8 protein-coding genes and 1 riboswitch are annotated in these 6,358 nt (G+C 68.4%); of the genes, 2 read left to right on the forward strand and 6 right to left on the reverse strand.

Annotated elements, in window-relative coordinates:
- From A9X04_RS22180 to A9X04_RS22195, 4 genes are all read right to left on the reverse strand, one after another.
- Positions 1–490, reverse strand: a 490-nt coding sequence (locus A9X04_RS22180) for a transglycosylase family protein (protein WP_369828996.1), incomplete at its 3' end; no start/stop codon positions are given.
- A gap of 12 nt (positions 491–502) precedes the next feature.
- A riboswitch (cyclic di-AMP (ydaO/yuaA leader) is annotated at positions 503–729 on the reverse strand.
- A gap of 208 nt (positions 730–937) precedes the next feature.
- A complete protein-coding gene (locus tag A9X04_RS22185) occupies positions 938–1,216 on the reverse strand; it encodes a MoaD/ThiS family protein (protein WP_067925107.1) in 279 nt (92 codons plus the stop codon).
- A 4-nt stretch (positions 1,217–1,220) separates the two neighbouring features.
- The gene (gene moaA / locus A9X04_RS22190; protein WP_067925109.1) at positions 1,221–2,297 is read right to left on the reverse strand and encodes a GTP 3',8-cyclase MoaA; all 1,077 of its coding nucleotides are present in this window, start codon (positions 2,295–2,297) and stop codon (positions 1,221–1,223) included.
- Complete coding sequence (locus A9X04_RS22195; RefSeq protein WP_067925112.1) at positions 2,294–2,698, reverse strand: YccF domain-containing protein; 405 nt, start codon at positions 2,696–2,698, stop codon at positions 2,294–2,296. The genes moaA and A9X04_RS22195 overlap by 4 nt, the downstream gene beginning before the upstream one ends.
- Before the next feature lie 163 nt (positions 2,699–2,861).
- Between A9X04_RS22195 and A9X04_RS22200 the strand changes: the two genes are divergently transcribed.
- Both A9X04_RS22200 and A9X04_RS22205 read left to right on the forward strand, forming a co-directional pair.
- On the forward strand, positions 2,862–3,275 hold the full coding sequence (locus tag A9X04_RS22200; protein WP_067925115.1) for a cold-shock protein: 414 nt from the start codon (positions 2,862–2,864) through the stop codon (positions 3,273–3,275).
- A gap of 71 nt (positions 3,276–3,346) precedes the next feature.
- Positions 3,347–4,351 carry a glutathione S-transferase family protein gene (locus A9X04_RS22205; protein WP_067925118.1) on the forward strand — a complete coding sequence of 335 codons (1,005 nt, stop codon included), beginning with the start codon at positions 3,347–3,349 and terminating at the stop codon, positions 4,349–4,351.
- A gap of 35 nt (positions 4,352–4,386) precedes the next feature.
- Here the strand turns inward: A9X04_RS22205 and A9X04_RS22210 are convergent, their stop codons facing one another.
- Both A9X04_RS22210 and A9X04_RS22215 read right to left on the reverse strand, forming a co-directional pair.
- Positions 4,387–4,878: a DUF2771 domain-containing protein gene (locus A9X04_RS22210; protein ID WP_082975182.1), complete on the reverse strand. Its 492-nt coding sequence runs from the start codon at positions 4,876–4,878 to the stop codon at positions 4,387–4,389.
- Positions 4,875–6,358: MFS transporter (locus A9X04_RS22215; protein ID WP_067925126.1), on the reverse strand; the 1,484-nt coding region annotated here is incomplete at its 5' end. The genes A9X04_RS22215 and A9X04_RS22210, both read right to left, overlap by 4 nt.

Here is a 6,358-nt window from a genome sequence, read left to right on the forward strand (position 1 = left end):
AATTGGCCACCAAGGAACAGCAGATCGCCGTCGCGGAGCGCGTATTGGCCACCCAGGGCCGCGGTGCCGGCTGGCCGTTGAGGTCCGGGGCGTCCAGGGCGGCCGGTGCGGGAACGTCACGCTGCGTCGGGCCCGACAGCGGGCCACCGCATACCGGCCACGCACCGCGGCCCTGGGTGGCCAATACGCGCTCCGCGACGGCGATCTGCTGTTCCTTGGTGGCCAATTCCGCCGACGGGGCGTACTGACCGCCGCCGTGCGCCGCCCACGTGCTGGAGCTGAACTGCACGCCACCGTGGTAACCGTTGCCGGTGTTGATCGCCCAGTTGCCGCCGGATTCGCAGCGGGCTACCTGGTCCCATTCGCCGTCGGTGGCCGCGGCCGCCTGGCCGGCGAGGGCGATGCTGCCGCCACCGAGGACCGCGCCGGTGACGGCGATCTTGGCGACGCTGATGTTTGACGTGCTGGGCTTACGGTGACGTCCACTCATAGGCCGTAAAAATTCCTCTCTCGTCACGCGCCTGCGAGGTCAGCTGTCGGGTTCGGGTTGGAGAGGCCACCCGGCCGTCATCGAATTCAGCGAGCATCCGCTGTGAAACGACGTCGGCTTCACCCCAAGGGGCCGCATGCGGCCCCGATCCGATCACGGTGGACCGGTGGGTCCCCCGTCTCCATCCATGTTGGTCGGTGGGCCCCTGCCTATTGGATGGAGCTCGGCGCGATAGGAGGGGAGGTTCACCAATTCGGTTGTCTTGGCGAGCCTTCGGAGAAAGGTAGCGGTTTCTGTTGGTCCCGTCACGTTCTGCGCAACCGCGCGTTTCCCTCTCGGCCATCTGCGAAAACATCCGCACCATGTGGCATTCGCGCAGGTCATAGCACCCGATATCGGAGCGTGATTACGCCGTTATCGTTCCGTTACGTGAGATATTTCACAGTTTCAGCCGCCGGCGAAGGGGGGTAGAACGTCGATCGTGTTTCCGGTGCGTAACGGTGCGGTCTCGTCGCGGACGGCGACCCCGTCGCACAGGTAGGAACACCTGTCCAACACCGTGGCGAGGCGGGAGCCCCGCACGGCGAGGCGCTCGACCAGCTCGGCCACCGTGGTGCCGGGGCGCACCACCACCGTCTCCGACTCGGCCCCCGCCGCCGCCCGCGCGGCCGCGAAGTAGCGCACCGTCACCTGAATCCCGTCTTGCTGGACGGACGCTTGACCCATGGGGCTAGCCACCGATCGCGCTCATCGGACGGTCGGGCTGGATGAAGCTCGGATCGTTGATGCCGTGACCCGCGGGCTTGCCCCACATCGCGATCCGCCACGCCGTTTCGATCGCGTCGTCGGAGGCGCCGGTGCGCAGCAGGGTCCGAAGATCGGTCTCCTCGGCGGAAAACAGGCAGCTGCGGACTTGGCCATCGGCCGTCAGGCGGGTGCGATCACAGGCCGAACAGAAAGCGTGGGAGACCGACGCGATGACACCGAACTTGCCGCTCGGCGTCCCCGGGCCGGTGTCGACCAGCCAGAGCTCGGCGGGCGCCGACCCGCGCGGCGCCGGGTCGGGACGTAGCCGGAAGTGGGGCCGCAGCGTGTCAAGCACGTCGTCGGCGCTCAATGCGGCGCCACGGCGCCATTGGTGCCCGGCGTCCAGTGGCATCTGCTCGATGACCCGCAACTGGTGGCCGCGCTCGAGGCAGAACCGCAGCAATTCGACGACGTCCTCCCGCCCGGTGACGGGGTCGAGGACGGCGTTCACCTTCACCGGCGTCAGGCCGGCGTCATGGGCGGCCGCCAGGCCGGCGAGCACGTCCTCGAGTCGGTCCCGGCGGGTGATCGCCGCGAAGTGCTCGCGATCGACGCTGTCCATCGACACATTGACCCGGTTCAGGCCCGCCCGGGCGAGGCCCGCGGCCCGTCGCGCCAGCCCGACGCCATTGGTGGTCAGCGAGATCTCCGGGCGCGGCCGCAGGCCGGCCGCCGCGGCGACCACCTCTTCGAGGTGCCGCGCCAACAGGGGCTCGCCGCCGGTGAACCGCACGCTGGTGACGCCCAGCCGGGTGACGGCGATGTGCATCAGCCGCGCCAGCTCGTCGGGCCGCAACAGCTGCTCGCCGGGCAGCCAATCCAGCCCCTCGGCCGGCATGCAGTAGTTGCACCGCAGGTTGCAGCGGTCGGTCAGCGAGACGCGCAGATCGGTGGCGACTCGGCCGTAGGTGTCCACCAACGGACCCGTGGTCGGCGCGTCCGCGGCGGTGCCGTCGGCACGGCCCGGCACCCTCGGGAGACCCAGCGCGGTGAGCGTCATGCGGCCACCGCCAGGTAGTGAAACGGTGAACTGACCGGAACGATCTCCTTGCCCAGGGGCATCAACGACACCGGGATCAGCTTGAGGTTGGCCAGCGCCAGTGGAATGCCGACGATGGTGATCGCCATCGCCAGCGCACTGAGCAGGTGGCCGATCGCCAGCCAGATCCCGAACAACAGCACCCAGATGACGTTCCCGATGAGGGCACCCGTCCCGGCGGTCGGCTTGTCGACGATGGTGCGGCCGAACGGCCACAACGCGTAGGAGGCGATGCGCAGAGACGCAAAACCGAACGGGATCGTGATGATGAGCACGAAGCTGAGGAGCGCCGCGGCCAGATACCCGACGGCCATCCACAGGCCGCCGAACACGAGCCAGATGATGTTCAGGATCAGGCGCATATCTCCTCCACCGTTGACGCCCAGCCTACCGAGTGGGGGAGAACGGGGGTGCTCGCCAGGGAAGCGTCCGAGTAGGATCTACAGACCAAACGGCGTCCTGCGCAGGCGGGACGCTTATTCTGTTGGCCATTCTATTGATCCGTTAGACAAGCAGGTGAGACCAGTGCCGACCGGCAAGGTTAAGTGGTACGACGCCGACAAGGGGTTTGGCTTCCTGTCGCAGGAGGACGGCGAAGACGTGTACGTCCGCTCGTCGGCGTTGCCCGCTGGGGTCGAGGCGCTCAAAGCGGGCCAGCGTGTGGAGTTCGGCATCGCCTCCGGGCGGCGCGGCCCCCAGGCGCTGAGCCTCAAGCTGATTGAGCCGCCGCCCAGCCTCACCAAGGCTCAGGGCCGCCGCGAGGTGCCCGCCGAGCACAGGCACAGCCCCGACGAACTGCACGGCATGGTCGAGGACATGATCACGCTGCTGGAGGGCGCCGTACAGCCCGAGTTGCGCAAGGGTCGCTATCCGGACCGTAAGACGGCCCGACGGGTGTCCGAGGTCGTTCGGGCCGTCGCCCGCGAGCTCGACGCCTAGCTCCTCGCGCACGCCCGGCGGCGACCGTCGGGGACGACCGGCCGTCGCCGGCCTGGGGCAGAATTGTCCCCATGGCCGCCTACGTCGCCGGAAAAGGTGACTTCAACCGCGACACCAACTACATCACCACCCGGGTCACCGCCGACGGACGCGACGGGTATCCGGTGGAGCCCGGCCGGTACCGGCTCATCGTCGCCCGCGCTTGCCCGTGGGCGAACCGCGCCATCATCGTCCGCCGCTTGCTCGGCTTGGAAAGCGCTCTCTCCATTGGGTTTTGCGGACCCACCCACGACGAACGCAGCTGGACGTTCGACCTCGATCCCGGCGGCGTCGACCCCGTGCTGCAAATCCCGCGGCTACAGGACGCGTACTTCAAGCGCTTCCCCGACTATCCGAAGGGCATCACCGTTCCGGCGATCGTCGACATCCCGTCCGGCGCGGTGGTCACCAACGACTTCGCACAGATCACGCTGGATTTCTCGACGGAATGGACCGCCTACCAACGCGACGGCGCACCGGAGCTCTACCCCGAACGGCTGCGCGACGAGATCGACGAGGTGAACAAGCGCGTCTACACCGAGATCAACAACGGCGTGTACCGATGCGGCTTCGCCGGATCGCAAGAGGCCTACGACGCGGCCTACGACCGGCTGTTCGCCGCGCTGGATTGGGTGAGCGACCGCCTGACCGGCCAGCGATATCTGGTGGGCGACACCATAACCGAGGCCGACGTGCGGTTGTTCACCACGCTGGCCCGGTTTGATCCGGTCTATCACGGACATTTCAAGTGCAACCGCAGCAAGCTGAGCGAGCTGCCGGTGTTGTGGGCGTATGCGCGCGACCTGTTCCAGACGTCGGGGTTCGGTGACACCGTCGACTTCGTCCAGATCAAGCAGCACTATTACATCGTGCACGCCGACATCAACCCCACCGGCATTGTGCCCAAGGGGCCGGACCTGACGGGCTGGCTGTCTCCGCATGGCCGGGATTCCTTGGGCGGCAGGCCATTCGGCGATGGGACCCCGCCCGGGCCGCCCGTCGAAGGGGAGCGGGTGCCCGCCGGGCACGGGGCCTGATCAACTCGACGCTCGGCGACCAGGGCCGGTCAGGGTCACGAATACGTCAGTCGCACTGACCATTCCGCGTGCGGGACATCGCGCAGTTCGCCGGCTGGGTCCATCACCAGCGTCAGCAACTGCACGACGATCCCGACCACGCGCCCACGGTGTGGGTCGACAGGGGGGATGGTGACCGCGAACCGCGTGTTCGGGCGAAAGATGGTGCTGGTGGTGTTGGTCGGGTCCTCGTACACCTGCAAGAGCCGCCACGGCGCCCGGTAGATCGCGTCGGGCACCGAGAGCTGTACGGGATAGCGCTCGCTGACCTTCAGTTCGCCCTGGGTTTGCGGGGTGTCACAGTCGTCGAGGTTGAGCACGTTGCAGTACAGATAGGGCCCCACCCTGGCGAGGTGGCCGTGCGAATAGGCGCTGATCTCCGGGCGCTGCGGACCCGATGGGCGCACCAGCAGCCAGGTGCCGACGCCGACGGCCGCACACAACACAGTCATCACGCCGGCGAGCAGCACGGCCACACCGCGTTTCACTCGGGCACCACCGCCGGGCTGCCGCGCCGCGCGCCCTCCTGCTCGACCATGACGGGCCGGTTGCCGCCGAGCCCGGGGATCAGCGAATTCCCTTGAAAGCTGACGAGTGTCTGCGCCAACCCGAGGATGAGCAGCGCCGTGACGACGGTGAAGCCGATCCACAGCTCGGTGTAGACCAAGACGCCCACCGCGCCACCCAGCACCCAGGCCAGCTGCAGGGTCGACTCCGAACGCCCGAATCCCGAGGCCCGCGACTCCTCGGGCAAGTCGTTCTGCAACGAGGCGTCCAGCGAGGCCTTTGCGATCGCGCTGGAGCCCGACGTGACCAGGGTGGCGAGTACGGCCGCCGCCAGGGTGCCCGCCACCGAGGCCGCCAGCGCGACCGCCGAGACCGCCAGCGTGCAGCGCACCACCAACACGGCCGGCCGGCCCAGTTGCAGGCGCGCGGCCGCGAAGTTGCCGGCGAAATTACCGATGCCGGCCGCCGCGCCGATCATCCCGAGCATGCCCAGCTGGACCCAGCCGTTGGCCTGGTGCGCCTTGGCGACAAACGCCGGGTACAAGAACAGGAAGCCGACCATGACCTTGATGGTGCAGTTGCCCCACAATGACGTAATGATGTTGCGGCCCAGCGGTTGTCGAAGCGTCCCGCCGACCTTTTTGACCTCGTCGGGCCAGCGTCGCCGTTGCGGCTCGCTGTCCTGGCGGTAGCTCAGGGTGGCCGGCACCTCGCCCGCCGTCACCTCGACCCAGCGCGGGATCCGCATGGACAGCAAGGCGCCCGCGATCGTGACCGCGATGACGACGAACAGCGCGCCGGGCAACTTGAACAGGTGAGTGCAGGCGAACTCGACGCCGGCCGCGACGGCACCGCCGGCGATGGTGCCGCCGAGGAGGCCGAAGACGGTCAGCCGGGAGTTCACCCGCACCAGGTCGATCGTCGGCGGCATGACCCGCGGGGTCACCGCGCTGCGCAGCACGCTGAACGATTTGGAGAACACCATCATGGCCAGCGCGCAAGGGTAGAGCACCCACGACGGGTAGCTGCCGGTGGCACCGTCGTAGTTCATGATCAGCACCAGCGCCAACGCGGTGCGCAGGGCGAACGACGCGGCGAGTGCGACGCGCCGGCCGTGCTGCAGCCGGTCCAGCGCCGGGCCGATGAGCGGCGCGATGACCGCGAACGGCGCGATGGTGATCAGCAGATACAACGCGACCCGGCCCTTGCTCTCCCCGGTGGCCGCCGCGAAGAACAGGGTGTTTGCCAGCGCCACCGCCATCGCGGCGTCCACCGCGAAGTTGGCCACCACCGGCCACGTCAACGCGGTCAGACCGGACTTGTCGGCGCCGTCGGCGGTGGCGGCGCGTTGCACCATCCAGTACATCCGCGAACCCATCTCACGGCTGCGCAGCGCGGCGGCGCGGGTGACGGTGATCCGCTCACCGGTCGGCGTACCGCGCGGCGGTGTGCTGTCGCGGC

It is taken from the genome of Mycobacterium sp. E3247 (assembly GCF_001667785.1).
In the GTDB taxonomy this organism is placed as follows: domain Bacteria; phylum Actinomycetota; class Actinomycetes; order Mycobacteriales; family Mycobacteriaceae; genus Mycobacterium.